Annotated in this window: 1 protein-coding gene; it reads right to left on the bottom strand. The window is 49.9% G+C overall.

Translation table 11 applies throughout. The features are described from left to right. Positions 1 to 48: 48 nt before the first annotated feature. The gene (gene iolD / locus LIN78_RS17935; RefSeq protein WP_227182257.1) at positions 49 to 1,911 is read right to left on the bottom strand and encodes a 3D-(3,5/4)-trihydroxycyclohexane-1,2-dione acylhydrolase (decyclizing); all 1,863 of its coding nucleotides are present in this window, start codon (positions 1,909 to 1,911) and stop codon (positions 49 to 51) included. Between the last annotated feature and the right edge of the window lie 128 nt (positions 1,912 to 2,039).

Here is a 2,039-nt window from a genome sequence, read left to right as displayed (position 1 = left end):
AGATGGAATTGCTAGATAGCATACCATCCGTTCAATATAGTTGTTTGTTTACTTCTTCTGGTTTTGCTTCGCATCTAGATTACGTGCGTAAGCAGTATTGACTTGCTCACGGCTAGAAACGGCTGGGATACCTACTTCCCACCATGCCCCGCCCTCTTTCGTTGTACGGCGGTCATCGGTATCGATCACGATGACGTAGGTGCGATCTGCGGCACGAGCACGTTGCAGCGCTTCTTCTAGGGCTTTCACATTTGGTACATGCTCAGAAATTGCACCCAATGAAGCAGCATGTGCGGCAAAGTTAATTTCTGGCAACCCGTGCTGACCGGTTAAACAATCTTTCAGCATATTGTTAAACGGTGCACTGCCGGTCGCTTGCTGTAGGCGGTTGATACATCCGTAACCACGGTTATCTTGCACCACAATAATCAGTTTATGGCCAAGCATCACAGATGTAGCGATTTCTGAGTTCATCATGAGATAAGAACCATCCCCTACCATCACAAATACTTCTTTGTCTGGACGAGCCATCTTGGCACCCAAACCGCCGGCAATTTCGTAGCCCATGCAAGAGTAGCCGTACTCCATATGGTAACCACCAGGAAAGGAGGTACGCCATAGTTTGTGGAGTTCAGCCGGTAAGGTGCCTGCTGCGCAGACCGCAATATCGGTATTGGTTGAATCGGCACTGCGTTGTACCGCACCAATCACTTCCCCATCGTAAGGCAGATAATCTGCTGATGGCGGTTCGGTACGGCTAGTGATCTGGCTAACAATATTGCGCCACTCTTGATTGAGACCCGCAGCTTTGCTTGTCCACTCTGCGTCCGCTTTCCAACCCGTCAAAGCAGATTGCAGGGCTTCTAGACCCAATGCGGCATCTGCATGCAGTGGCAGGCTACGCCATTTCAGTGTATCGAAAGGGTTAACGTTTAGGCTGATGACTTTTGCTTTACCGAACAAGCTGTTAGATGCAGTAGTAAAGTCTTGCAGGCGTGAACCAACGGCTAAGATAACATCGGCCTCTGCTGCTAATGCGTTGGCAGCCGAAGCGCCGGTGACACCAATGGCGCCAGCTTGCATCGCATGATCCCAAGGCAATGCACTCTTCCCTGCTTGGGTTTCACCCACAGGGACACCAAAGGCTTCTACAAAGGCTTTTAGCTGCACAGTTGCATTGGCATACAACACGCCACCACCAGAAACGATCATTGGACGTTTTGCAGATTTCAGCGCGGCTACTGCGGCTTGTAGCTCGGCTAGTTCTGGCACTAAGGTACGGAAATGAACAACTCGTGGAGCAAAAAATTCTTCTGGATAATCAAACGCTTCGGCCTGTACATCTTGTGGTAAGGCAAGTGTCACAGGACCACAATTAACAGGGTCGGTAAGCGTAGCGATTGCACGAGGCAAGGCACTAAGCAATTGTGCAGGGTGAACGATACGATCGAAGTAGCGTGAGACAGGCTTGAAACAATCGTTAGCGGAAATACCACCATCGGTAAAGTCTTCTACCTGCTGTAATACTGGGTCTGGCATACGATGCACAAAGTAGTCACCTGGCAATAGCAAGACAGGAAGGCGGTTCACATGAGCCAACGCAGCGGCCGTCACCATATTAGTCGCGCCTGGGCCGATACTCGATGTCACAGCCATCATGCGGCGACGGAATTTACTCTTGGCGTATGCAATCGCGGTATGCGCCATGGCTTGTTCGTTGTGCGCACGATAGGTTGGGAATTGATCTTTGTATGCATACAAAGCCTCGCCTAAACCTGCCACGTTGCCGTGTCCAAAAATAGAGAAGCAGCCTGCAAATAGTGGCACTTGCTTGCCATCTTCTTCTACCATTTGTGCAGCCAAATATCTAACCAGTGCTTGCGCCATTGTTAGGCGGATGGTTTGACTCATGATGGTGTGTTTCCTGTATTCTCTTTGCTCAGATGGGTCCCGATCGGTCGATTGCCGATCGGGTGTTTTTGTTTTACTACCGTTGTTTTGTTACTTATCCGCGCCAAGCTTGGATCAAGGTCTTGAAA

Source organism: Leeia speluncae, assembly GCF_020564625.1.
Classification (GTDB): domain Bacteria; phylum Pseudomonadota; class Gammaproteobacteria; order Burkholderiales; family Leeiaceae; genus Leeia; species Leeia speluncae.
This window is presented reverse-complemented; position numbering and strand designations above follow the sequence as displayed.